Annotated in this window: 20 protein-coding genes and 2 tRNA genes; 19 read left to right on the top strand and 3 right to left on the bottom strand. The window is 59.0% G+C overall.

Annotated elements, in window-relative coordinates:
* Positions 1 to 4 precede the first annotated feature (4 nt).
* Complete coding sequence (queG, locus tag ACKPCU_RS16640; RefSeq protein ID WP_321348418.1) at positions 5 to 1,066, bottom strand: tRNA epoxyqueuosine(34) reductase QueG; 1,062 nt, start codon at positions 1,064 to 1,066, stop codon at positions 5 to 7.
* A gap of 69 nt (positions 1,067 to 1,135) precedes the next feature.
* Between queG and ACKPCU_RS16635 the strand changes: the two genes are divergently transcribed.
* The 12 genes from ACKPCU_RS16635 to ACKPCU_RS16580 all read left to right on the top strand — a co-directional run bounded on the left by ACKPCU_RS16635 (position 1,136) and on the right by ACKPCU_RS16580 (position 14,257).
* Positions 1,136 to 2,638: an NAD(P)H-hydrate dehydratase gene (locus ACKPCU_RS16635; protein WP_321348416.1), complete on the top strand. Its 1,503-nt coding sequence runs from the start codon at positions 1,136 to 1,138 to the stop codon at positions 2,636 to 2,638.
* A complete protein-coding gene (gene tsaE, locus ACKPCU_RS16630) occupies positions 2,635 to 3,108 on the top strand; it encodes a tRNA (adenosine(37)-N6)-threonylcarbamoyltransferase complex ATPase subunit type 1 TsaE (protein ID WP_104737301.1) in 474 nt (157 codons plus the stop codon). Before ACKPCU_RS16635 ends, tsaE begins: the two co-directional genes overlap by 4 nt.
* A gap of 1 nt (position 3,109) precedes the next feature.
* Positions 3,110 to 4,531: an N-acetylmuramoyl-L-alanine amidase gene (locus ACKPCU_RS16625; protein WP_407651768.1), complete on the top strand. Its 1,422-nt coding sequence runs from the start codon at positions 3,110 to 3,112 to the stop codon at positions 4,529 to 4,531.
* A gap of 1 nt (position 4,532) precedes the next feature.
* A complete protein-coding gene (mutL, locus tag ACKPCU_RS16620; protein WP_321348413.1) occupies positions 4,533 to 6,398 on the top strand; it encodes a DNA mismatch repair endonuclease MutL in 1,866 nt (621 codons plus the stop codon).
* Positions 6,399 to 6,400: 2 nt separating this feature from the next.
* Positions 6,401 to 7,393 carry a tRNA (adenosine(37)-N6)-dimethylallyltransferase MiaA gene (miaA, locus tag ACKPCU_RS16615; protein ID WP_321348410.1) on the top strand — a complete coding sequence of 331 codons (993 nt, stop codon included), beginning with the start codon at positions 6,401 to 6,403 and terminating at the stop codon, positions 7,391 to 7,393.
* Between the two features lie 133 nt (positions 7,394 to 7,526).
* Positions 7,527 to 7,781: an RNA chaperone Hfq gene (gene hfq / locus ACKPCU_RS16610; protein ID WP_104737297.1), complete on the top strand. Its 255-nt coding sequence runs from the start codon at positions 7,527 to 7,529 to the stop codon at positions 7,779 to 7,781.
* A 17-nt stretch (positions 7,782 to 7,798) separates the two neighbouring features.
* Positions 7,799 to 9,100, top strand: coding sequence for a ribosome rescue GTPase HflX (hflX, locus tag ACKPCU_RS16605; protein ID WP_104737296.1), 1,302 nt, complete (start codon positions 7,799 to 7,801; stop codon positions 9,098 to 9,100).
* Between the two features lie 105 nt (positions 9,101 to 9,205).
* The gene (hflK, locus tag ACKPCU_RS16600) at positions 9,206 to 10,411 is read left to right on the top strand and encodes an FtsH protease activity modulator HflK (protein WP_104737295.1); all 1,206 of its coding nucleotides are present in this window, start codon (positions 9,206 to 9,208) and stop codon (positions 10,409 to 10,411) included.
* Positions 10,411 to 11,286: a protease modulator HflC gene (hflC, locus tag ACKPCU_RS16595; protein ID WP_104737294.1), complete on the top strand. Its 876-nt coding sequence runs from the start codon at positions 10,411 to 10,413 to the stop codon at positions 11,284 to 11,286. The genes hflK and hflC overlap by 1 nt, the downstream gene beginning before the upstream one ends.
* A gap of 193 nt (positions 11,287 to 11,479) precedes the next feature.
* Positions 11,480 to 11,674: a DUF2065 domain-containing protein gene (locus ACKPCU_RS16590; protein WP_104737293.1), complete on the top strand. Its 195-nt coding sequence runs from the start codon at positions 11,480 to 11,482 to the stop codon at positions 11,672 to 11,674.
* 54 nt (positions 11,675 to 11,728) lie between these two features.
* Positions 11,729 to 12,919 carry an ATP phosphoribosyltransferase regulatory subunit gene (locus tag ACKPCU_RS16585; protein WP_104737292.1) on the top strand — a complete coding sequence of 397 codons (1,191 nt, stop codon included), beginning with the start codon at positions 11,729 to 11,731 and terminating at the stop codon, positions 12,917 to 12,919.
* Positions 12,920 to 12,967: 48 nt separating this feature from the next.
* Positions 12,968 to 14,257, top strand: coding sequence for an adenylosuccinate synthase (locus ACKPCU_RS16580; protein WP_321348403.1), 1,290 nt, complete (start codon positions 12,968 to 12,970; stop codon positions 14,255 to 14,257).
* A gap of 134 nt (positions 14,258 to 14,391) precedes the next feature.
* Here ACKPCU_RS16580 and ACKPCU_RS16575 read toward each other — a convergent pair.
* Together ACKPCU_RS16575 and ACKPCU_RS16570 are read right to left on the bottom strand one after the other, a co-directional pair.
* A tRNA-Leu gene (locus ACKPCU_RS16575) sits at positions 14,392 to 14,478 on the bottom strand.
* A 52-nt stretch (positions 14,479 to 14,530) separates the two neighbouring features.
* Positions 14,531 to 14,617 (bottom strand) — tRNA-Leu (locus ACKPCU_RS16570).
* 238 nt (positions 14,618 to 14,855) lie between these two features.
* On the opposite strand from ACKPCU_RS16570, the gene rnr reads away from it, so the two are divergent.
* The 7 genes from rnr to dnaB all read left to right on the top strand — a co-directional run bounded on the left by rnr (position 14,856) and on the right by dnaB (position 21,927).
* Positions 14,856 to 17,387 carry a ribonuclease R gene (gene rnr, locus ACKPCU_RS16565; protein WP_321348401.1) on the top strand — a complete coding sequence of 844 codons (2,532 nt, stop codon included), beginning with the start codon at positions 14,856 to 14,858 and terminating at the stop codon, positions 17,385 to 17,387.
* Positions 17,388 to 17,404: 17 nt separating this feature from the next.
* The gene (gene rlmB / locus ACKPCU_RS16560) at positions 17,405 to 18,154 is read left to right on the top strand and encodes a 23S rRNA (guanosine(2251)-2'-O)-methyltransferase RlmB (protein WP_321348400.1); all 750 of its coding nucleotides are present in this window, start codon (positions 17,405 to 17,407) and stop codon (positions 18,152 to 18,154) included.
* 133 nt (positions 18,155 to 18,287) lie between these two features.
* Positions 18,288 to 18,713, top strand: coding sequence for a 30S ribosomal protein S6 (gene rpsF, locus ACKPCU_RS16555; protein ID WP_104737288.1), 426 nt, complete (start codon positions 18,288 to 18,290; stop codon positions 18,711 to 18,713).
* A gap of 40 nt (positions 18,714 to 18,753) precedes the next feature.
* Positions 18,754 to 18,984, top strand: a complete 231-nt coding sequence (rpsR, locus tag ACKPCU_RS16550; RefSeq protein ID WP_083723771.1) for a 30S ribosomal protein S18 — start codon at positions 18,754 to 18,756, stop codon at positions 18,982 to 18,984.
* A 207-nt stretch (positions 18,985 to 19,191) separates the two neighbouring features.
* Positions 19,192 to 19,923, top strand: a complete 732-nt coding sequence (locus ACKPCU_RS16545; protein ID WP_321348387.1) for a YybS family protein — start codon at positions 19,192 to 19,194, stop codon at positions 19,921 to 19,923.
* An 18-nt stretch (positions 19,924 to 19,941) separates the two neighbouring features.
* Entirely contained in the window at positions 19,942 to 20,388 is a 447-nt protein-coding gene (rplI, locus tag ACKPCU_RS16540) for a 50S ribosomal protein L9 (RefSeq protein WP_321348386.1), read from the top strand.
* A gap of 135 nt (positions 20,389 to 20,523) precedes the next feature.
* Positions 20,524 to 21,927 carry a replicative DNA helicase gene (gene dnaB, locus ACKPCU_RS16535; protein WP_104737483.1) on the top strand — a complete coding sequence of 468 codons (1,404 nt, stop codon included), beginning with the start codon at positions 20,524 to 20,526 and terminating at the stop codon, positions 21,925 to 21,927.
* The last annotated feature ends 2 nt before the right edge of the window (positions 21,928 to 21,929 follow it).

The raw sequence follows: 21,929 nt of genomic DNA, 5'->3' as shown, positions 1-21,929 counted from the left end.
GGGATCAGGCAACGCCGTGTTGCCGCAGTGCCCAGGCTACATGTTCGCGTACCAGCTCTGACGGATCGTTGCGACGCCGCTTGAGGGTCTCGATCACGGGAATACTGGTGGTGGCGTTACCGAGGCCTACCGCCAGGTTGCGCAACCAGCGCTCGTGACCGATCCGGCGAATCGGGGAGCCTTCGGTGCGCTGCAGGAAGGTGTCCTCGTCCCAGCTGAACAGCTCAACCAGATCGGCCTGATCCAGCTGGTGGCGAGGGCTGAAGTCCGATTCCGTCGTCGCCTTGGCAAAACGGTTCCAGGGGCAGACCAGTTGGCAGTCATCGCATCCGAACACCCGGTTTCCCATGAGGGGGCGCAGTTGCTCGGGAATCGCGCCTTTCAGCTCGATTGTCAGGTATGAGATGCAGCGTCGAGCGTCCAGCAGATGCGGTCCGACGAACGCGTCGGTAGGGCAGCGTTCAAGGCAGGCCGTGCATTTGCCGCAATGTTCGGTCTGCTGAGGCTTATCAAGCGGTAGCGGCAGATCGGTGTACAGCTCGCCGAGGAAAAAGTAGCTACCGGCCTTGCGGTTGATCAGCATGGTGTTCTTGCCAATCCAGCCCAGACCGGAGCGCGTGGCTAGGGCGCGTTCCATGACTGGCGCACTGTCGACAAAGGCGCGGTAGCCGAACGGCCCAATCAGGTTTTGGATGCGGTCAGCCAGTTGTTGCAGTCGTCGACGAATCAGTTTGTGGTAGTCGCGTCCCAGCGCATAGCGGGATATATAAGCACTATCGCGGTTGGCCAGACGCTTGGTCATAGCGCTGTCTGCCGGCAGATAGTCCATGCGCACTGAAATGACCCGTTGAGTGCCGGGAACCAGCTCTGCCGGCCTGGTGCGCTTGGTGCCGTGGCTGGCCATCCATTCCATCTCACCGTGATATCCGGCCGCCAGCCAGCGCTGGAGCCATTCTTCGTGATCACCGATATCGGGAGCGGCGATACCCAGCTGTTGGAACCCCAGCTCGCCGGCAAGGGCGCGAATCTGGTCGGCGATGGCTTGGTAGTCTGCGGTATCGGGCATGTGGTTGCTGGGGCTGGGTGGCAGGATTCCCGTATAATTGTGCCAGACAACCCGTGCAGGAGCCTATCGATGTCCGATCCGATGCCATTCTGGGTCCATTCCCGTCAGCAGACCCGACAGATGGACGCTGCCCTGATTTCCTCGGGGATTGCCGGAATTGAGCTAATGGAGCGTGCTGCGCAGGCGGCCTGGCAGGCACTGCTGGCCCGTTGGCCCGATGTCGGATGTGTCACGGTCTTGTGTGGCGCGGGCAACAACGCGGGTGACGGCTACCTGCTGGCCCGCCTTGCCCTTGCTGAGGGCTGGCGTGTGCACGTGTGGACGCTGTCGCCGCCAGAGCGACTAACTGGTGATGCTGCTATCGCCTGGCAGCAGGCGCAACAGGTAGGTGTTTCGGTTCTGGCATGGACGCCGGATGTGGTTCTTGATGGCGTGGTAGTGGATGCGCTGCTAGGCACCGGGCTGACCGGGGCGGTGCGCGCGCACTTCGCTGAGGCGATAGCCGCGATAAACAACACGGCGTGTCCGGTGCTTGCCATTGACGTGCCCAGCGGGCTGGATGCGGATCGTGGCCTCCCTTTGGGCGCCGCGGTTCAGGCTGATGCTACGGTTACTTTTATTACCCTGAAGCTGGGTTTGTTGACCGCGCTGGGGCCGGATTTTTGTGGCGAACTGATTTACGCGGCGTTAGCCGAGCCGCTGCCAGAAGAGGTGCCGGGGTCGCTGGAATTGTTGCAGTTGGAGCGCTGGCGAGGGTGCTTGCCGGCGCGGACACGGTCGGCGCACAAGGGGAGCTTCGGTCATCTGCTGCTGGTCGGTGGTGGGCCGGGCATGGGTGGTGCAATCATGCTGGCGGCGGAAGCGGCGCTATGCAGCGGCGCCGGCAAGGTTAGCGTGGCGACCTGCGCTGAGCACGTTGCGCCGTTGTTGGCGCGGAGCCCTGAAGTGATGGTGAGGGCCGTCGCGAGCGTTAAGGAGCTGGCGCCACTGCTGGCCACGGCGGATGCGCTGGTGGTGGGGCCTGGGTTGGGGCGCACTGGCTGGGCGGAGGAAATGCTGTCAGCGTGCCTGGAAGCAGCGTTGCCCCGGGTACTGGATGCCGATGCGCTGAATCTGCTGGCTCAATGCTCAGGGCCGCTCACTCTGGGTGCAAACACCGTCATTACGCCGCATCCGGCTGAAGCTGCGCGTTTGCTGGGTTGCTCAACTGGCGCGGTGCAGAGCGATCGCCTCGACGCGGTGCAGCGTTTGATCGAACCTCTCGGCTGTCATGCGGTTCTAAAGGGGGCGGGCTCGCTGGTTGCCAGTCCGGTGGCGATGGAGCAGTTGCCCGCGGTCTGTGGGGCGGGCAATCCGGGTATGGCAGTCGGAGGTATGGGTGATGTGCTCTCCGGGTTGCTGGGGGCGCTGCTGGCCCAGCGCGTTCCCGCCGAGCAGGCGGCGAGGTATGCTGTGCTGGTTCACGCGCTGGCAGGCGACATGTTGGCCTTGAGCTGCGGCGAGGTGGGTATCAGGGCTGGCGACATGATGCCTGCCATTCGCAGGGTATTGAATCAGCGGGGAGTCGAATGAGGCTGGAGTTGCATGCAGTTGGCGAAGAGGCGATGACAGCGTTGGGTGGTGATATTGCCAGCGCCTTGCAGGGGCATGGTGTTGTCTACCTGGATGGCAATCTGGGGATGGGCAAGACCACGCTGAGTCGCGGTATCATTCGCTCACTTGGCCAGCAGGGACCGGTAAAAAGCCCCACGTATACTTTGGTGGAGCCCTACGAGCTTGCCTGTGCCAACGTCTATCACTTTGATTTATATCGTCTTGCCAGTCCTGAGGAGCTGGAGTTTCTCGGCGTTCGCGACTATTTTGACGGGGAAAACCTCTGCCTTATTGAATGGCCGGAGAAGGGGCGGGGAGTTTTGCCAAGACCGGACCTGACGATTACCATTGATGCCGTGGGCGACGGGCGGCGTCTGACATTGACCGGTGAGACTTCACACGGGGAAATGACGTGTCAACGGATTCAACAGATGCGGAGTGAAGGCTAGCGTGATACGCACAAGCGTGAGGAAGGGGCGTCTTGCCCGGCTGGGCGCAGTGGCTGCGCTGCTGGGGCTGCTGTCGTCCTTTGTGCAGGCTGCGGACATCAAAAGTGTCCGTCTCTGGCGGGCACCCGACAATACTCGGTTGGTGTTTGATTTAAGTGGGCCTGCCGAGCACACCCTGTTCACTCTGTCCAATCCCGAACGCATCGTCATCGACATCAGCAACGCACGTCTGGTGGCCGATACCAGTGCGCTGCCGCTGGAGAACACGCCGCTGCGGGGCTTGCGGGCTGCCCCCCGTGACGGCGACGGACTGCGTGTGGTGCTTGATCTTTCCGAGCAGGTCAACCCCAAAAGCTTTGTGTTGCCGCCCAACCAGCAGTATGGGGATCGTCTGGTGGTTGATCTGTACGACCAGACGCGGCCATCGGCTTCCTTGCCGCAACCAGCTGCCCCTTCTGCAACACCGTTGCCGCAGACGTCGACTCGCTCGGCAGCAGAGGCTGGCAGCCGAGATATTGTGGTGGCAATTGATGCCGGTCACGGTGGTGAGGACCCGGGCGCCATTGGCTATGGCGGAGCGCGTGAGAAGGAAGTCGTGCTGGCTATTGCCCGTGATCTCAAGCGCCTGATTGACGCCGAGCCGGGTTTCCGGGGAGAGCTGGTGCGGACCGGGGATTACTTCATCCCCCTGCGCCGGCGCACGGAGATCGCTCGTCAGCACAACGCAGATATGTTTGTCTCGATCCATGCCGATGCCTTTACCCGGGCGAGTGCCAACGGTGCATCCGTGTTCGCCCTGTCTGATCGTGGGGCAACCTCGGAGACGGCACGCCTGCTGGCTGATCGGGAAAACCGTTCCGACTTGATCGGCGGTGTCGGTGGGGTGAGCCTCGATAACAAGGATCAGGTGCTTGCCAGTGTGCTGCTTGATTTGTCGATGACGGCAACCCTGTCGGCGAGCCTGGATGCGGGGCAGCAAGTGCTTTCGTCTGTCGGTCAGGTAAATCGTCTGCACAAGTCACGTGTGGAACAGGCCGGTTTCATGGTGCTGAAATCACCGGATATCCCATCGATTCTGGTTGAGACCGGCTTTATTTCGAATCCTGGCGAGGCGCGCAAGCTGGTGACTCGCAGTCATCAGCAGGCCATGGCGCGGGCCATCTATACCGGGCTTAGAGGCTATTTCCATCGCAACCCACCGCCGGGAACTCGTATTGCTGCACTCAAAGCGAGTGGTCAGCTGGCGCAGGGCCCCCGTGAGCATACGGTACGCCGCGGTGACAGCCTTTCGATGATCGCCAACATCTATCAGGTCTCGCTGGCAAGTCTGCGCGCGGCCAATGACCTTTCTACTGATCAGATCCGGGTTGGCCAGGTGCTCAAGGTGCCGGCCAGCAGCATGCTGGTCCAGAACGAACGCTGATATGTCCCGAATTCAATTATTGAGCCCGCGTCTGGCTAACCAGATCGCGGCTGGTGAAGTTGTTGAGCGTCCTGCCTCGGTTATCAAGGAATTGCTTGAAAACAGCCTTGATGCCGGCGCCACGCGCGTGGATATCGACGTCGAGCAAGCGGGCGTCAAGCTGCTGCGCGTACGCGATGATGGTTCAGGAATTGAGCAGGATGACTTGCCGCTGGCACTGTCCCGTCATGCCACCAGCAAGATCCGTGACCTGGACGATCTGGAAAAGGTTGCAACTCTGGGGTTTCGCGGCGAAGCGCTGGCCTCGGTCAGTTCGGTCTCCCGGTTGACGCTGACTTCGTGTCCTGCCGGGGCAGACCAGGCCTGGCAGGTTGAAACCGAGGGGCGCGACATGGCCCCGAACATCCGGCCTGCAGCGCACCCTCAGGGCACGACCGTTGAAGTGCGTGACCTGTTTTTCAATACGCCGGCCCGGCGCAAGTTTCTGCGCACCGAAAAGACCGAGTTTTCCCATCTCGAGGAGGTGGTAAAGCGGCTGGCGTTGTCACGTTTTGATGTCGGTTTCAATCTGCGTCATAACGGTCGGCCGGTGTTCAGTCTGCCGCCCGCCCGCACCGAGCAGGAAGCGCGTCGTCGCGTTGCGACGGTTTGTGGTCCGGCGTTCGTCGAGCAATCACGATTCATCGACCATGAGCGCAGTGGCTTGCGGTTATGGGGCTGGGTTGGGTTGCCGACGTTTTCGCGCAGCCAGGCTGATCTGCAGTATTTCTTCGTTAACGGCAGGATGATTCGCGACAAGCTGGTAGTGCACGCTGTGCGTCAGGCTTATCGCGATGTGCTGTTCAACGGTCGTCATCCGACCTTTGTTCTGTTTATGGAGCTGGACCCCGCTGTGGTGGATGTGAATGTGCATCCGACCAAGCATGAGGTTCGCTTCCGTGATGGACGGATGGTGCATGACTTTCTGTTCAGCACCTTGTACCGCGCGCTGGCGGATCAGCGTCCGGGCGATCAGGTGGATGGGGAAGATGGCGAGGCCGCTGTTGCTCCGGCGTTGAATCCGGTGCAGGCGCAGCCTGCCGCAAGTGGGATCGATGCCGGTGTGTTCTCTGGTCAGCAGCGTATGGCGCTGAACGAGCCGCCTGCGCGCTGGGATGCCGGTGACAGGTCGCCCCACTCACCGTTGCAGGCGCCGCCCGCAGGTACTGGTGCGGCCTATGCAGGCCTGTACGGTGCTGGGCCGGTCAGCGCAGGTCTGCCAGAGGCGTCGAAGGACGACGAGATTCCGCCGCTGGGTTATGCGGTTGCACAATTACATGGGGTTTACATTCTCTCTGAGAATGCGCTCGGTCTGGTGGTAGTGGATATGCATGCCGCCCATGAGCGGATTACTTACGAGCGGTTAAAGCTGGCGATGGACCAGGAGGGGCTGCGCAGTCAGCCATTGCTGGTTCCGGAAACCCTGTCCGTGAGCCAGCGTGAGGCTGATTGCGCTGATGAGCATGCCGAGTGGTTCACTCGTTTGGGAATGTCCTTGCAGCGTATGGGCCCCGAATCGCTGGCCATTCGCGAGATACCAGCGTTGTTGCGGCAGGCCGACGCGGAGCAACTGGTGCGCGATGTGCTGAGCGATCTGCTGGAGTACGGCACCAGCGACCGCATCCAGGCGCACCTTAATGAGTTGCTCGCGACCATGGCTTGCCATGGCTCCGTGCGCGCCAATCGGCGCCTGACACTGGCGGAGATGAATGGATTGCTGCGTGATATGGAGCAGACTGAGCGGAGTGGGCAGTGCAATCATGGACGCCCAACCTGGACTCAGTTGAGCATGGCCGAGCTGGACAAACTGTTCCTGCGGGGGCGTTGAGCATGGCGCGGCTGGCTGGTCCGGCGACATCTGAACGTCCGCCGCTGATTTGTCTTATGGGGCCGACAGCGTCCGGCAAGACCGACCTGGCGATGCATCTGTTTGATCGCTTTCCCTGTGAGCTGGTCAGTGTTGATTCCGTGCTGGTATATCGCGGCATGAATATCGGCGCTGCCAAGCCCGACGCCGAGACTCTTGCCCGTTATCCCCATCACCTGATTGACATACTCGATCCTGCTGAGCCCTATTCTGCGGCGCGTTTCCGCGATGACGCGCTGGCGCTGATCCGGGACATTACCGCGCGGGGCAAGGTGCCCGTGCTGGTCGGCGGGACCATGCTCTATTTCAAGGCGCTGATGGGCGGTCTGGCGGTCATGCCCTCGGCTGATCCGGCTGTTCGTGCGCGAATAGAGGCGTTGGCGCAGGAGCAGGGCTGGGAGGCTGTTCATGCGGCAATGGCGGCTGCTGATCCAGAGGCCGGTGCGCGCATCCATCCGAACGATCCGCAACGTATTCAGCGAGCGTATGAGGTATTTCTCAGCAGCGGTATTACACTGAGTGAATGGCACCGACGTCAGCACGCAGAAAAAGCCTCAGGACAGGCGCCGGAGAGCGGTGTTTTACCTTATACTGTGCGCTATCTGGCGGTCGCGCCGCAGGAACGTTCGGTTCTGCATCAAAGAATTGCCGAGCGTTTTTCGCTGATGTTGCAACAAGGGCTGATTTCAGAGGTCGAAGCGTTGCACGCGAGAGGGGATCTGGATGTCAGTATGCCCTCCATTCGTGCGGTCGGTTACCGGCAGGTCTGGGATTATCTGGATGGTCGGCTTGATTACGAGCAAATGCGCGAGCGCGGAATCATCGCGACGCGCCAACTGGCCAAGCGGCAGTTCACCTGGTTGCGTGGCTGGCATGCGCCGATTGAATGGCTCGACAGTCTTGATCCGAAAAGGTTTGAGCGGGCCTTGAAAGTGCTGGAAGCCGTCGCAATATAGTTCTGACGCTTCCGCCAGCCCTTAGTCTGTGCGCGGTACAAGCCTGCTCGTCTTTCGGATAATGGACAGGCCGGCCAAATTGCATTGTTATGATGCGTAAAAATTATACGGTTTCCATGAAAGGAGTGAGGCAATGTCAAAAGGGCATTCTCTACAAGACCCTTACCTGAACGTTCTGCGCAAGGAACGTGTTCCGGTATCCATTTATCTGGTTAACGGCATCAAGCTGCAGGGCCAGATCGAATCTTTTGACCAGTTTGTCATTCTGCTGAAGAACACTGTCAGCCAGATGGTCTACAAACACGCAATTTCTACCGTCGTTCCGGGTCGCCCGGTACGTTTGCCGACTCAGCCAGGTGCAGATGAAGCTGAAGCCGGCAATTCCTGATGATGCAGGGGGCCTGATTGTTTTTTGAGCGTCACGAAGGGGGTGAGCGTGCGATCCTCGTTCACCTTGAAGGCGTAGATGAGCAGCGCCGGGAAGATCCGCACGAATTCATCGAGCTGGTGCGTTCTGCCGGAGCTGAAAATGCAGGTTTCCTTACCATTACGCGTCACAAGCCGACGCCGCGATTCCTCATTGGCCCTGGAAAGGTCGAGGAATTGCGAGCGCTGGTGAAGGCCAGTGAAGGTGATCTGGTTATTTTTAATCACATTCTGACGCCCAGTCAGGAGCGTAATCTTGAGCGAGAGCTTGAGTGTCGTGTGATTGACCGAACCGGCCTGATTCTCGATATTTTTGCGCAGCGCGCTCGTACCCATGAGGGCAAGCTGCAGGTTGAGCTGGCCCAGCTCGACCATCTGAGCACTCGTCTGGTTCGCGGTTGGACTCACCTTGAACGCCAGAAAGGTGGTATCGGTTTGCGTGGGCCGGGTGAAACCCAGTTGGAGACCGACCGCCGACTGTTGCGGGTTCGCATCAAGCAGATTACCAAGCGGCTGGAGAAGGTTCGCAGTCAGCGCGATCAGGCCCGGCGTTCCCGTCGTCGAGCCGAAATTCCTGTTGTCTCGCTGGTGGGTTATACCAACGCGGGCAAGTCTACGCTGTTCAATACTCTGACCACCTCCGAGGTGTACGCGGCTGATCAGCTGTTTGCGACCCTCGACCCGACCCTGCGGCGGATTGAGCTCAATGATGTTGGTCCGGTAATTCTGGCTGACACGGTAGGTTTTATTCGGCATCTGCCGCATAAGCTGGTCGAGGCTTTTCGCGCCACGCTTGAGGAGTCCAGCCAGGCTGATCTGCTGCTGCACGTGATTGACGCTGCGGACGAAGAGCGCGAAGCCAACATGGAGCAGGTTCATGTGGTGCTCGGCGAGATCGGTGCGCTTGAGCTGCCGACGCTTGAGGTTTTCAACAAGATTGACCTGATTGACGGGTTTGAGCCGCAAATCCAGCGCAACGAAGACGGTGTCGCGGTGCGTGTCTGGATCTCGGCCCAGAAGGGGCTGGGGCTGGATTTGCTGCAGCAGGCTATCGCTGAGCGCGTTGGTGATGACGTGATACATGAGCAGATTGTGCTGGGGTATGCCGAAGCACGCCTGCGCGCCCAGTTCTATGCTGTGGGGGCGGTGCTGAGTGAGTCCGTGTGTGAGGACGGGCGCCCGCAACTGGATGTGCGCCTGCAGCGCAGTGATTTTAATCGTCTGCTCAAGCGCGAGGGTTGGCAACCGGAGCAGTTTCTGCAGCAACATACTTTGCAATGAAAGTGCGCGGGCGTGGTTCGCGTACGTCGCGCGGTTTACGGTAGGATGGCACCCGGTTACGGGGCAACTCCCGGACCTTGAACGTTACAGACAACGGAGAACGCTATGGCCTGGAATGAGCCTGGTGGCGGCAACAATTCAAACGACCAGGACCCTTGGGGTAGCGGTGGCAATCGCGGTGGTAATCGCGGCGGCAAGCAAGGTCCGCCGGATCTGGATGAGGCGCTGCGCAAGTTACAGGATAGCCTGAACAACCTTTTTGGCTCGGGCAAGCGCAGCGGCAACGGCGGCTCTGACCGGGGCGGCAGCGGTGGCAGTGGTATTCCGGGCTGGATCTGGGGGCTGGCGCTGATTCTGGTGCTCGGTTTCTGGGCGTTCAAGGCCGTCTATATGGTCGATGAGCAGGAGCAGGCGGTTATTCTTCGTTTTGGTGAGTACAACCGTACGGTTGGTTCCGGCTTGCATCTGTACTTTCCGCCGGTGGAAAGCAAGTTCCAGCGCAATGTTACTCAGGTACGTTCCTATCGTCAGAAAGGGCAGATGCTGACCGAAGACGAGAACATCGTTGAAGTGCCGGTGGCGATTCAGTACCGCATTTCCAACCTGGAAAACTTCGTACTCAAGGTGGAAGACCCGGAAACTAGCTTGCGTCACGCTACCGAAAGTGCGGTGCGGCACGTCGTTGGCTCGACGCCGATGCACCAGGTGCTGACCGAAGGTCGTGAGCAGATGGCGGTAGAGGTTACCGAGCGTCTGCAGCGCTACCTGGATGCTTACAATACTGGTATTACCGTTACTCAGGTCAACATTGAAAATGCGCAGGCGCCAGCTGAGGTGCAGGACGCGTTTGATGACGTGATTCGCGCCAAGGAAGACGAAGTGCGTGCCCGCAACCAGGCTGAGGCTTATGCCAACGGTGTCATTCCTGAAGCTCGCGGCCGCGCCCAGCGCATGCTCGAAGAGGCCAGCGGTTACCATGATGAAGTGATTGCTCGCGCTGAGGGGGAGGCTAAGCGTTTTGACCTCCTGCTGGAGCAGTATCAGGCGTCGCCAGGTGTGTTGCGTGAGCGTATGTACCTGGATGCCATGCAGGACGTGCTGAGCAGCACCAGCAAGGTTATGGTGTCAGGCGGCGAGGGCAGTAACAATCTTCTGTATCTGCCGCTCGACAAGATGATGGGGCAGGGTGGTAGTGCGTCTCCGTCGGTGAGTGGCTCGTCCAGTTTGCCGTCGGCTTCGCAGGGCGATTCTTCTGCCAGCCGTTCAACTTCTTCGCAGCAGCGCGATCTGCGTTCCAGGGAGTCTCGCTGATGAGTAACAAGTCTCTGATGGGTTTGATTGTTCTGCTGGCGGCGATCATTGTTGGCTGGAACGCCTTCTTTGTCGTCAACCAGACAGAGCGCGCCATTGTTCTGCAGTTCGGTAAGGTAGTGGAGAGCGACGTTGCTCCAGGTCTGCATTTCAAGCTGCCGTTTGTGCAGGAAGCGCATACTTTTGATGGTCGCTTGCTGACGCTCGATACCGCAACTCAGCGTTATCTGACGCTGGAGAAGAAGGCGCTGATGGTCGATTCCTACGCCAAGTGGCGGATCGCAGATGTGCAGCTGTTCTACACCGCAACCTCAGGTCTGCGTGCGATTGCTGAAGAGCGTCTGTCGCGCCAGCTTGAATCCGGCCTGCGCAACGAGGTGGCTCGCCGCACGTTGCATGAGGTGGTCTCGGGTGAGCGTGATCAGTTGATGGCGGATATCACCGCAACCCTGGATGAGAGCGCGCGTCGTGAGCTGGGTATCGAAGTGGTAGACGTCAGGGTCAAAGCAATCGATCTGCCTGCCGAGGTTAACCGCAGCGTTTTTGATCGGATGAGTACCGAGCGTGAGCGCGAGGCGCGTGAGCACCGTGCCAAGGGGACGGAGCTGGCAGAAGGTATTCGCGCGGATGCTGATCGTCAGCAGCGTGTGATTCTTGCCGAGGCGTTCCGTGAGTCTGAGAAGATTCGCGGTGATGGTGACGCGAAGGCGGCCGCGATCTATGCCGAAGCCTACAACAAGGATCCCGAGTTTTACTCGTTCTCGCGCAGTTTGCAGGCGTATCGTGAGAGCTTCGCCAGCCGTTCCGACATGCTGGTGCTGGACCCGGATAGCGAGTTCTTTAAGTATATGCAGGGTAATCCGGTCAAGCGTTGATCGGAGTCTGCAGTAAGTGTAACGGGTCGCCCATGGGGTGGCCCGTTTTTCTGTCGGCGGCTCGCTTAATTGGGGCTAATGCCGGGGTGTCCGCCGCAGAAAACGTGTTACACTTGCGCAGCCGGGAAATCCCGGCTTTTTTGTGACCGCTTGAAGCCGTTACGGCGGGCGGGTCGGCGCTCAAGAGGGCAGCATGTGGCAGGAAATTCTTACCGCGCTGTGTCTGGTGCTGGTGCTTGAGGGCATATTGCCTTTCCTGATGCCTGAGCGTTGGCAACGAATGATGAGCGGTATCGGCGACCTGAGTGCGCGTCAGGTGCGACTGGCAGGTCTTGTCAGTATGTTGCTCGGTACCCTGTGTCTGTATCTGGTTCGCCAGGTGGCGTAGTTCGAGCAGGGCGCTGGCCCGCTCCATCGTCACCCTGTATGAAAGGTTCTGAAAATGCCTACTGTAGATCGCTGGTTGCTGCCCGATGGCATCGACGAGGTGCTGCCTCGCGAGGCTGTGCGTATTGAGGCAGCCCGTCGGCAGTTGCTGGATCTGTTCTCCCGCTGGGGCTATGACCTGGTCATTACTCCGCATATCGAATACCTCGAATCGCTGTTGACCGGTGCTGGTCATGATCTTGACTTGCAGACGTTCAAGATGACCGATCAGATGTCTGGCCGGATGCTCGGTTTGCGTGCAGACATTACTCCGCAGGTTGCGCGTATCGATGCGCATACCCTGGGGGCAGAGGGCCCTTCCCGTCTTTGTTATTGCGGTAGCGTGCTGCATACGCTGCCGCGCCCGTTGTCTACCTCACGCAGTCTGATTCAGCTTGGTGCCGAGCTCTACGGCGACGCGTCCAGTGCCAGTGATGTCGAGGTTATTTCCCTCATGCTGGAGACGCTGGGCGTCTGTCAGGTCGAGGGTGTGCATCTGGATATCGGGCATGTGGGGATTTATCGCGGCCTGGTGCAGGCAGCCAATCTGGATGAGGCAACCGAACGGGCGTTGTTTGACGCCCTGCAGCGTAAGGCGGCAGACGAGGTGGCCCAGCTGGTGGGTGATCTGCCGCAGGCATCTCTGGGTGCCATGCTGTGCAGCTTGGTTGAGTTGTCCGGGGGTGTCGAGGTGCTGGATCGTGCACACGTCCTGTTGGACGGTGCGCCTGAGTCTGTGATGGCGGCGCTGGATGATCTGGCCGAGGTTGCACAGGTGCTGGCACGGCGCTATCCCGGTGTGCCGCTGTATTTCGACCTCGGCGAATTGCGTGGCTATCATTACCACACGGGTGTTGTGTTTGCGGCTTTTGTCCCGGGCGTTGGGCAAAGCGTCGCGCAGGGCGGGCGATATGATGATATTGGTCGTGATTTTGGTCGCGCCCGCCCGGCAACCGGCTTTTCCACTGACCTGCGCTTCCTGGTTCAGCGTGGGCAAATCGTTGATGCGGAGGTTCCTGCTGGCATCTGGGCGCCACATAGTGCCGAGGTGGGGCTGCAGGACGCAGTAGCGCAATTGCGCGCTCAGGGTGAGCGCGTCATCGTCGCGTTACCGGGGCAGGGTGACTCCGACGCGGCGCAGCATGGCTGTGGCCGGCGACTGGTATTTGCTGCGGGTAGCTGGCAGGTCGTCGAACTGAATTCGTGATTAGAGGGCCGCAAGGCCATTTCATTTCTAGCGAGGCATGGGCTGAACATGGGTAAGAATGTTGTCATCCTGGGGACCCAGTGGGGCGATGAGGGTAAGGGCAAGATTGTCGATCTGCTGACTGATCAGGTTGCTGCGGTCGTTCGTTATCAGGGCGGTCATAACGCGGGGCATACGCTGGTCATCGACGGCGAGAAGACTGTGCTGCACCTGATTCCTTCCGGGATTCTGCGTGACAACGTCCAGTGCTTTATCGGTAACGGCGTAGTGCTGTCACCGGAGGCGCTACTGAAAGAGCTGACCGAGCTGGAAGCCAAGGGTGTTCCGGTTCGTGAGCGTCTGCGCATCAGCCCGGCCTGTCCGCTGATCCTGCCGTATCACGTTGCGCTGGATCAGGCGCGTGAAAAGGCGCGTGGCGAAGCCAAGATTGGTACTACTGGTCGTGGCATTGGTCCGGCCTACGAGGACAAGGTTTCCCGTCGAGGATTGCGCGTTGCGGACTTGTTCCATCGCGAGCGTTTTGCTGCCAAGCTCGGCGAGGTGCTGGATTATCATAACTTCGCGTTGCAGCACTACTACAAGGTTGATCCGATCGACTTCCAGAAAACGCTGGATGAGGCGATGGTTTATGCCGAGTGGCTGGCGCCGCTGATGACTGATGTCACTGCGCGTCTGCACGAACTGCGTCGCGAAGGTGCGAATATCATGTTCGAAGGCGCCCAGGGTTCGCTGCTGGATATCGACCACGGTACCTATCCTTTCGTTACCAGCTCCAACACCACTGCTGGTGGTACGGCCACCGGGTCGGGTTTTGGCCCGCTGTACCTGGACTACGTGCTGGGTATTACCAAGGCCTACACTACGCGGGTAGGTTCCGGTCCGTTCCCGACCGAGTTGTTTGATGATGTGGGTAGCCGTCTTGCAGAGCGTGGTCACGAGTTTGGTTCGACTACTGGGCGGGCGCGCCGTTGCGGCTGGTTCGATGCTGTCATCCTGCGTCGCGCTATCGAGATTAACAGTATCAGCGGGTTGTGCCTGACCAAGCTGGACGTGCTTGATGGTCTGGATGTTATTCGCATCTGTGTCGGTTATCGTAATGCTGCCGGCGATGTGCTCGATGCGCCGACTGATGCTGATAGCTATATTGGTCTGGAGCCGGTCTACGAGGATATGTCGGGCTGGCATGAGTCCACGCTGGGTATCAAGACTGTTGAGGGTTTGCCGGCGGCGGCTCGTGCTTATATCGCGCGAATCGAAGAGCTGGTTGGTGCGCCGATCGATATCATTTCGACCGGCCCGGACCGTAATGAAACCGTTATTCTGCGTCAGGTGTTCTGACGCGGTAGCGGTTTTTAAAAAGCGCCCTTTGGGCGCTTTTTTTATGTCTGGTCGGGCAGGGACTGGCGCTGGGAGAGGTGGGGTATATTTAAGGTATAAAAAAACCGAGCGCATGGCTCGGTTTTTTACGAAATTGGTGCCCAGGAGAAGACTCGAACTTCCACGGCCGTAAGGCCACTAGCACCTGAAGCTAGCGTGTCTACCAATTTCACCACCTGGGCGATTTCTTTACTGCTGAAAAAATCGAGTAACAGATCTCGGTTCTTTCTGAATTGGTGCCCAGGAGAAGACTCGAACTTCCACGGCCGTAAGGCCACTAGCACCTGAAGCTAGCGTGTCTACCAATTTCACCACCTGGGCATGTAACCTGAAGCTGCTATGCTGAACTAAGGTTCGTTGCGTTAGCTGTTTCCTGTTGACGGCGCGAATCTTAGATAGTCCCGGCGCACTTGTAAACCCCCGGCATGGAAAAATTATTTTTTTAAACAGGTGCATGCAGGCTTCATTTTCGGTTCAATAGGGCCCTATGACGAAAAAGACGAAATCCCCCGGTTCGACCTCTCGGTCGACCACCTCAAACGCTTCCCCCGATCTCGATTTGACCAAGGACTGGAGTCACCTCGACCCGGAAGCTCGGCGCGAAGCCGAAAAGTATGACAACCCCATTCCTAGTCGCGAACTGATCCTGCATCTGCTCGAGTCGCGCGGCGCACCAGCTACCCGCGCTCAGCTGCAGCAAGAGTTTGGATTGTCCGACGAGGAAAGCGTAGAGGCGTTACGCCGCCGCTTGCGCGCGATGGAACGCGATGGTCAGGTAATCTACACCCGCCGAGGTGCCTACGCTCCAGTCGACAAGCTTGATCTGATCCCAGGACGTATTCAGGGTCATCGTGATGGCTTTGGCTTTCTGATCCCTGACGACAACAGCGGCGACATTTTCCTTGGCCCGTCGCAGATGCGCCTGGTGTTTGATGGCGATCGAGCTCTGGCCCGGATTACCGGCGTCGACCGCCGCGGCCGCAATGAAGGTGCGGTGGTTGAGGTTATTTCCCGTGCGCACGATATTCTGGTCGGTCGTTATTATGAGGAAAACGGCATCGGCTATGTCGTCGCCGACAATGCCCGTATCAATCAGGACGTACTGATCGCGCCGTCTGCCAAAGGTGGCGTAAAGCACGGTCAGTACGCCGAAGTGCGCATCACTCAGTGGCCGACCATGAGTCGTCAGGCCCAGGGTGAGGTCATCGAGGTTGTTGGTGACTATATGGCGCCCGGTATGGAAATTGAAGTCGCTCTGCGTAGCTACGACATCCCCAGCGAGTGGCCTGAGGCAGTGCTCAAAGAGGCCGCCAAGCTGAAGGATCACGTAGTCGAAAAGGACAAGCAGAAGCGCGTCGATCTGCGTCACCTGCCACTGGTGACCATCGATGGTGAGGATGCTCGCGACTTCGATGATGCGATTTATTGTGAGCCACACAAGGCCAGTGGCTGGCGCCTGTTCTCGGGCGGCTGGAAGCTTTATGTTGCCATCGCGGACGTGTCCCACTATGTGCCGCTGGGCTCTGCGCTGGATGAAGAGGCTGAGCTGCGTGGCACCTCTGTGTACTTCCCCAGTCAGGTTATTCCGATGTTGCCGGAGGAGCTGTCCAACGGCCTGTGTTCTCTGAACCCGCACGTGGATCGGCTGGCAATGGTCTGTGAAATGACCGTATCCAAAAGTGGCGAGCTGACCGATTTCGAGTTTTACGAAGCGGTGATTCATTCCCATGCGCGGCTGACCTACAACAAGGTATCGAGCATGCTCGAGCACCCGCGCAGTCGCGAAGGTAAGGCTTTGCGTGACGAGTATTCCGAGGTCGTTGCCCATCTGGAAAACCTGTACGAGCTTTACAAGGCGCTGGCCAAGGCGCGTCAGGGGCGCGGTGCCATTGATTTCGAGACTACCGAGACCCGGATGGTGTTCGGTGATGATCGCAAGATCGTCGAGATCAAACCGACGACGCGTAACGATGCGCATAAGATCGTCGAGGAATGCATGCTGTGCGCCAACGTGGCGACGGCGCGTTTTCTGCAGGAGTTGGAGCTGCCTGGGCTTTATCGTGTGCACGATAGTCCGCAGGCAGAGAAGATTGAGCGCCTGCGCGAGTTCCTTAATTCGCTGGGGCTAAGTCTGACCCGCAAGAAAGGTGACCCCACGCCGGAAGATTATGCCGCGGTGCTGGCTCGGGTGCAGGGGCGTCCCGACGCCCAGCTGATTCAGACTGTCATGCTGCGCTCGCTCAGTCAGGCGGTCTACAGCCCTGACAATGCGGGACACTTTGGTCTGAACTACGAGGCGTATACCCATTTCACCTCGCCGATTCGCCGTTACCCGGATCTGCTGGTGCATCGCGCCATTCGCAGTGTGATTCGTTCGCGTCGCAATACGGATCGTGTTCGTCGCGCCGGTGCGGGCGTCATTCCCAAGGCCAAGATCTACCCCTACGATCATCAGCGTCTGACTGAGTTGGGCGAGCAGTGCTCGCAGAATGAGCGGCGCGCGGATGAGGCGACGCGTGATGTCGTCAGCTGGCTCAAGTGCGAGTTTATGCAGGACCGTGTGGGTGAGAGCTTCGATGGGCTGGTAACGGCGGTCACCGGGTTCGGGTTGTTTATCGAGCTGACCGACATTTATGTAGAAGGGCTGCTGCATATCACGGCGTTGCCGGCTGACTATTACGAGTTCGATGCGGTGCATCATTCGTTGATTGGAGAGCGTTCCGGCCGTCGGTTCCGGCTGGGTGATTCGGTTCGGGTGCAAGTGGCACGGGTTGATCTGGATGACCGCAAGATCGACTTCGAAATGGCTCAGGACAAGCCGCAACCCGCAGCTGAGCGCCAGGTGTCGGCGAGTCGCGCCATGCGTGAAAAGCTGCTGGCTGATGCCCGCCGAGCGGCTGGTGAGACTGGCTCCAGTGGCAAGTCCAATCGCAAGGGGCGCTCTGATGGATCTGCGGGTAAATCACCCGCAGCGTCTCGAGACAAGACGTCCAGATCAGGCAAGCCCTCTGGTGGCAGCAAGAGTGGCGGGAAAAAGGCGGCACCGGCGGATGCCAATGCGAACCGCGGCCCGCGCAAGCGCAAGGCGTGATAGGTTGAGAGCTGTGCATGAGTGATCTGGAGCGGGTATTTGGTGTTCACGCCGTACAGGCGTTGATCGAGCGTCACCCCAAGCGCGTTAAGCGCCTATTGGTGCAAAGTGGTCGCTTGAACGAGCGGCTGCAGGGGCTGTTGGCGCAGGCTGAACAGGCGGGGCTGGCTGTCGTTCGCGTGGCGGGTGATGAGCTTGATGCTCAGGCTGATGGCGTTCACCAGGGTGTGGTTGCTGAAGTGGCTCCCAGCCAGCTCTGGTCGGAAGAAATGCTTGGTCATCTGCTTGATCGTCTGGAGGTGCCGCCCCTGCTGTTGGTGCTCGACGGCGTCACTGATCCGCATAACCTGGGGGCGTGTCTGCGTAGTGCGGATGCCGCCGGGGCTCACGCGGTCGTTGTGCCGCGTGACCGTTCGGCCAGTCTTAATCCGACTGTGCGCAAGGTGGCATGTGGTGCGGCAGAAACCGTGCCACTGGTTGCGGTGACCAACCTGAGTCGTACTCTCAAGCAGTTGCAGCAGCGTGGCTTGTGGGTTACGGGTACCGCAGGTGAGGCAGAACAGCTGATTTATGATGTCGACTTCAAGGTGCCGTCGGTAATCGTCATGGGGGCGGAGGGTGCAGGCATGCGCCGCCTGACCCGCGAGCACTGTGATTATCTGGTCAAGCTGCCGATGGCTGGCAGTGTCAGCAGTCTCAATGTCTCGGTCGCCGCCGGTGTGTGCCTGTTTGAAGCGGTAAGGCAGCGCACGACAAGTGCGCGTTGAGCGCGATCTTTCCCTTTCCCGGCATTTTCCTTGCAAGCCGGGCGGCCGTTCACTAGAATGGCCGCCCCAAACCCTATGTTCCACTCCTTGCCAGACTGTTTGGGCAGCTGGCTATAACCCGTAAGGAGCTTGTATGCGTCATTACGAAATCGTATTTCTGGTTCACCCGGACCAGAGCGAGCAGGTTAACGCGATGGTTGAGCGTTACACCAAGCTGATCGAAGAAGACGGCGGCAAACTGCACCGTCTGGAAGATTGGGGTCGCCGTCAACTGGCTTACCCGATCGACAAGGTTCACAAAGCGCACTACATCATGATGAATGTTGAGTGCAGCGCCAAAGCACTGGAAGAGCTGACTGAAAACTTCCGTTACAACGATGCCGTGATTCGTAACATGGTCATCCGCCGTGACGAAGCCGTTACTGAACAGTCCGACATGCTCAAGGCTGAAGAGAGTGGTCGTGGTGAGCGTCGCGAGCGTCGCGAGCGCAACGATGACAATGACTCCAGCGACAACGCTGACAGCAATGACACCGATGACAACGGTGACGACGAGTAAGTTTTTTCAGTTCCCATTCCAGAATTAAGGAGACGCTGCCATGGCACGTTTTTTCCGTCGCAGAAAGTTCTGCCGTTTTACCGCTGAAGGCGTTAAAGAGATCGATTACAAAGATCTCAACACTCTGAAGGCCTACGTTACCGAGACCGGCAAGATTGTCCCGAGCCGTATTACCGGTACCAAGGCTAAGTACCAGCGTCAGCTGGCTGTCGCTATCAAGCGCGCCCGCTACCTGGCTCTGCTGCCTTACACCGACGGCCACGGTCGTTAATTGGTAGCCAAAAGTAATTGATCAGGAAGCCGAATAGGCATGCAGGGGCTGGCTGAGTTCATCTTGCGCGGTCGTAGACAAGCCACTCTCGTGGTGGGTTTGTCGATCGCAGTGCCCATGCTGTTCTGGTTTGGCGCGGTAGCAATGGCTCTTGTGCTGTTGCGCCGGGGGTGGTCGGAAGGTTTTCCAGTGCTGGTGTGGGCTTCCTTGCCTGCAGTTGCCTGGGCGCTGCTGGGTGACCCCACACCGCTGATGGTGTTGTTGGGCTGTTCGGCATTGGCGCTGCTGTTGCGTCAACGTAGTGAGTGGTCGCTGGTGACGATGGCGGCTGCGCCGCTCGGACTGGTGTTTGCAATGGTGCTACTGGCTACCCTGCAGGGCCCGTTGCAAGAGGTGGCAGAGCAGATTAAATCTGCATTGCCGCAAATGCTGACTGAGTTGAGCGCGGACGTGGACGAGGCTGCACTGGCCCGCCTGCAGGCACTGATGGTGCCGCTGCTGGCAGGCCTGATGGGGGCAACCCATGCAGCCATGACGCTGGTGTGCTTGATTCTCGCGCGTGCCTGGCAGGCTCGGTTGTTCAACCCTGGCGGGTTTCGCAGTGAGTTTCACCGTTTGCGTTTGGCGCCGTGGATGAGTATCGCGCTGGTGGTGCTGGTGTTTGTCGGCCCCCAGATTGACTCACTGGCCATGTTGGCTCCGATTGCCACTGTACCGTTGTTGTTTGCCGGTCTGGCGCTGGTACATGGCGTGGTCGGTATCAAGCGGCTCGGCATCGGTCCGTTGGTCGTGATGTACGTCGCGCTGATTTTTGTCTGGCAAGTGCTGTACCCCCTGATCATGTTTTTGGCGTTTATTGATAGTCTGTTTGATTTCCGTTCCCGCCTGCAGCCGGTTTCTGGCCCCGGTGGAAACGATGACTCAAACGGTCAAGGTTGAATTAAAGAGGTCATCGCAATGGAAGTTATCCTGCTCGAAAAGATCGCGAACCTGGGTAACCTGGGCGACAAGGTCGCTGTAAAGGCTGGTTACGCTCGCAATTTCCTGCTGCCTTTCGGCAAGGCTACTCCGGCCACAGCTGACAATGTTGCTGCGTTCGAAGCTCGCCGCGCCGAACTGGAAAAACTGGCTGCCGAGAAGAAGGCCGAGGCTGACGCCCGCGCCGCTCAACTGGCTGAACTGACTGTTACCATCGCTGCTAACGCTGGCGAAGAGGGCAAGCTGTTTGGTTCTATCGGTACTCGCGACATCGCTGATGCTGTTACCGCGGCTGGCGTTGCCATCGAGAAGAGCGAAGTTCGTCTGCCCGACGGCGCTCTGCGCACTGTCGGTGAGTTCGATGTTGTTGTGCAGCTGCACACCGACGTTGACGCCACCGTCAAGCTGGTTGTTGTAGCCGGCTGATAACGGTCTGCCTTGGCAACCCCCGCCTTCGGCGGGTGATTTGCCGAGGCATTATCGTTAGACTTGTCACACGGCGCCTGTCTCCGGACAGGCGCCGTGTTGCATTTCTGTACCAGCCGTTTCGAGCACCTGTTCATGACTGAAACCCTGTATACCGAACACCCTGAACTCGATCTGCAGACCGCAGCATTGAAGGTTCCGCCGCACTCCATCGAGGCTGAGCAGGCCGTGCTTGGTGGCGTCATGCTGGATAACATGGCGTGGGAGCGGGTCGCTGAGCTGCTCAGCGAAAGTGATTTCTATCGGCACGACCACCGGATGATCTTTAAGGCGCTGGTACGACTGGCGTCACGCAACCAGCCATTCGACGTCGTTACGCTGGCAGAGGATCTCGACAAGGAGGGGTTGATCGATCAGGTTGGCGGGCTCGCCTACCTCGGTCAACTGGCCAAGAATACGCCCTCGGTAGCCAACATCAGCGCCTATGCACAGATCATTCGCGAGCGCTCCACGCTGCGCCAACTGATCAGTGTCAGTACGGAAATTGCCGACACCGCCTTCAACCCCAAGGGGATGCAGGCCACCGAAGTGCTCGACGAAGCCGAGCGCAAGATTTTCTCGATTGCCGAGAGCCGCCCCAAGACCGGCGGACCAGAGGGCGTCAACACGCTGTTGACCAAGGCAATTGACCGTATCGATACCCTGTTTAATAGCGAGGGCTCGATCACTGGGCTCTCAACGGGCTTTACCGAACTCGACAACATGACGTCGGGCCTGCAGCCGGCTGACTTGATTATCGTTGCGGGTCGTCCGTCGATGGGTAAGACCACGTTCGCGATGAACCTGGTCGAGAACGCAGTCATGCGCAGCGACAAGGCGGTGCTGGTGTTCTCCCTGGAGATGCCAGGTGAGTCACTGATCATGCGTATGTTGTCGTCGCTGGGGCGTATCGACCAGACCAAGGTACGCTCAGGGCGTTTGGACGACGAGGACTGGCCGCGGCTGACCTCTGCCGTCAACATGCTGAACGACCGCAAGCTATTTATTGATGATACTGCCGGCCTGTCACCGATGGAAATGCGTACCCGTGCCCGTCGTATTGTTCGCGAACACGGCGATCTGGCGATGATCATGATCGATTACCTGCAGCTGATGCGCATCGGTGGCGCCAGTTCCGAGAACCGGACCAACGAGATTTCCGAAATCTCCCGCTCGCTCAAGGCGCTCGCCAAAGAGTTCAACGTGCCGGTGATCGCCCTGTCGCAGCTCAACCGCTCACTTGAACAGCGGCCCAACAAACGTCCGATCAACTCCGACTTGCGTGAGTCTGGTGCGATCGAGCAGGACGCCGACGTCATCATGTTCGTCTATCGTGATGAGGTCTATCACCCCGATACCCAGGACAAGGGTATGGCTGAGCTGATTATCGGCAAGCAGCGTAACGGTCCCATTGGTACGGCACGGATGGCGTTTCTGGGCAAATACACCCGTTTTGAAAACCTCGCACCCGGTTCCTATTCCGGCTACGGGGAGGAGTAAGC

The organism is Halopseudomonas oceani, from assembly GCF_963677335.1.
Lineage (GTDB): Bacteria > Pseudomonadota > Gammaproteobacteria > Pseudomonadales > Pseudomonadaceae > Halopseudomonas > Halopseudomonas oceani.
Note: the sequence above shows the minus strand (reverse complement) of the source record. Positions and strands in the feature narration are given on the sequence as shown.

Coding starts and splice junctions, on each gene's coding strand:
- queG (WP_321348418.1), bottom strand. CDS start 1,066: ATGCCCGATACCGCAGACTACCAAGCCATCGCCGACCAGATTCGCGCC.
- ACKPCU_RS16635 (WP_321348416.1), top strand. CDS start 1,136: ATGTCCGATCCGATGCCATTCTGGGTCCATTCCCGTCAGCAGACCCGA.
- tsaE (WP_104737301.1), top strand. CDS start 2,635: ATGAGGCTGGAGTTGCATGCAGTTGGCGAAGAGGCGATGACAGCGTTG.
- mutL (WP_321348413.1), top strand. CDS start 4,533: ATGTCCCGAATTCAATTATTGAGCCCGCGTCTGGCTAACCAGATCGCG.
- miaA (WP_321348410.1), top strand. CDS start 6,401: ATGGCGCGGCTGGCTGGTCCGGCGACATCTGAACGTCCGCCGCTGATT.
- hfq (WP_104737297.1), top strand. CDS start 7,527: ATGTCAAAAGGGCATTCTCTACAAGACCCTTACCTGAACGTTCTGCGC.
- hflK (WP_104737295.1), top strand. CDS start 9,206: ATGGCCTGGAATGAGCCTGGTGGCGGCAACAATTCAAACGACCAGGAC.
- hflC (WP_104737294.1), top strand. CDS start 10,411: ATGAGTAACAAGTCTCTGATGGGTTTGATTGTTCTGCTGGCGGCGATC.
- ACKPCU_RS16590 (WP_104737293.1), top strand. CDS start 11,480: ATGTGGCAGGAAATTCTTACCGCGCTGTGTCTGGTGCTGGTGCTTGAG.
- ACKPCU_RS16585 (WP_104737292.1), top strand. CDS start 11,729: ATGCCTACTGTAGATCGCTGGTTGCTGCCCGATGGCATCGACGAGGTG.
- ACKPCU_RS16580 (WP_321348403.1), top strand. CDS start 12,968: ATGGGTAAGAATGTTGTCATCCTGGGGACCCAGTGGGGCGATGAGGGT.
- rlmB (WP_321348400.1), top strand. CDS start 17,405: ATGAGTGATCTGGAGCGGGTATTTGGTGTTCACGCCGTACAGGCGTTG.
- rpsF (WP_104737288.1), top strand. CDS start 18,288: ATGCGTCATTACGAAATCGTATTTCTGGTTCACCCGGACCAGAGCGAG.
- rpsR (WP_083723771.1), top strand. CDS start 18,754: ATGGCACGTTTTTTCCGTCGCAGAAAGTTCTGCCGTTTTACCGCTGAA.
- rplI (WP_321348386.1), top strand. CDS start 19,942: ATGGAAGTTATCCTGCTCGAAAAGATCGCGAACCTGGGTAACCTGGGC.
- dnaB (WP_104737483.1), top strand. CDS start 20,524: ATGACTGAAACCCTGTATACCGAACACCCTGAACTCGATCTGCAGACC.